The organism is Sphingomonas sp. S6 (genome assembly GCF_043498045.1).
Lineage (GTDB): Bacteria > Pseudomonadota > Alphaproteobacteria > Sphingomonadales > Sphingomonadaceae > Sphingomonas.
In genome coordinates, this window is sequence record NZ_JBIEOE010000054.1 from 1 (window position 1) to 427 (window position 427).

The 427-nt window shown below is 62.5% G+C and carries 1 protein-coding gene and 1 pseudogene; both read left to right on the plus strand.

The window, feature by feature from the left end:
• On the plus strand, positions 1-189 hold a 189-nt coding region (locus ACGVWT_RS19205), incomplete at its 5' end, for a hypothetical protein (protein ID WP_394427837.1).
• A gap of 41 nt (positions 190-230) precedes the next feature.
• Positions 231-427 (plus strand): annotated as a pseudogene (locus tag ACGVWT_RS19210) (spermidine/putrescine ABC transporter substrate-binding protein PotF); the annotation flags it as partial.

A 427-nucleotide genomic window follows, 5' to 3' on the forward strand; every position in this document is an offset into this window, starting at 1 on the left:
TCCGGCGTTGCCCGCGGCACCTTGTGGGGCCGCTTGCTGGTCGAAATGGCACTCGGCATCGACTCGCCGTTGCTCGGCGACGTGCTGGCTCAGGCCAGCCCTGGCTACCTGCCACCCAGACCGTTCTTCGACCTGGGCGCCAAGGTGCGCATGGCCTGGGAAGTACGCCGCGCGCGGCTGGAACGCTGACATTCAAACTACCTCGCAAACAAGAACAAGAGAGCTATCCCATGATCAAGCACACTTGCGTGGCCCTGTTGTCCTCAGCATTGCTGGCCGCGGCAGTGCAGGCCGAAGAGCGGGTCAACATTGCCAACTGGAGCGGCTACATTGCCGACGACACCCTGGCCGAGTTCACCCGGCGCACGGGTGTCCAGACCACCTACGACCTGATCGATAGCAATGAAACCACCGAAGCCAAGCTGAT